At 45.7% G+C, this 654-nt stretch carries 1 protein-coding gene; it reads right to left on the bottom strand.

What is annotated here, in order from left to right:
- On the bottom strand, positions 1-654 hold a 654-nt coding region (locus tag ACP45E_RS21575), incomplete at both ends, for a tripartite tricarboxylate transporter permease (RefSeq protein ID WP_141707482.1).

Below are 654 nucleotides of genomic sequence, written 5' to 3'. Positions count from 1 at the left end.
ATTGTTGCCGGCCTCTGCTGCGGCTAATCCTTGCACCGAACCGTTACCAAACTCTTCCGGTTTTTTTGACACTCGTTTTGCTTCGTTGTAGCAAATGAAAGCTGAGATATCAGCACCGGCTCCAGGAACCGAACCAATAGAAGTACCCAGTAGGCCACTTTTAACCGCGGTTGGCATCATCTCTTTTAGGTCTTTTTTACTTAGTAGCTTATGGCTAAATTTTGGTACTTTGGCTCGCTTTTCTTTGATGATTTTTTCAATCTGATTGATCGCTTCAGAGAGGGCGAATAAACCAATCAGAACAGGAATGACATTGATACCGCTGTACAGATCCATCACTCCAAAGGTAAATCTAGGAACGCTGCTGATTGGGTCTAAGCCCACGGTAGAAACAAGTAAGCCAATGGTGCCTGCCAACAGACCTTTTAATATGTTTTGAGAAGAGACGCTAGCAATAATGGTGAGCCCAAAGAGCGCCAAAGCGAAGTACTCAGGGGCATTAAAACGCAATGCAAAGTTAGCCAGCATTGGGGCTATTGCGATCAAAATAATGGTACTGATGAGGCCACCGACAAAAGACGCAATGGCAGAAATACTCAAAGCACGCGCTGCTTGTCCTTTGGCTGCAAGAGTATGGCCGTCTAACACGGTAGC

The organism is Vibrio genomosp. F10 str. 9ZD137 (genome assembly GCF_049974785.1).
Taxonomy (GTDB): Bacteria; Pseudomonadota; Gammaproteobacteria; order Enterobacterales; family Vibrionaceae; genus Vibrio.
Note: the sequence above shows the minus strand (reverse complement) of the source record. Positions and strands in the feature narration are given on the sequence as shown.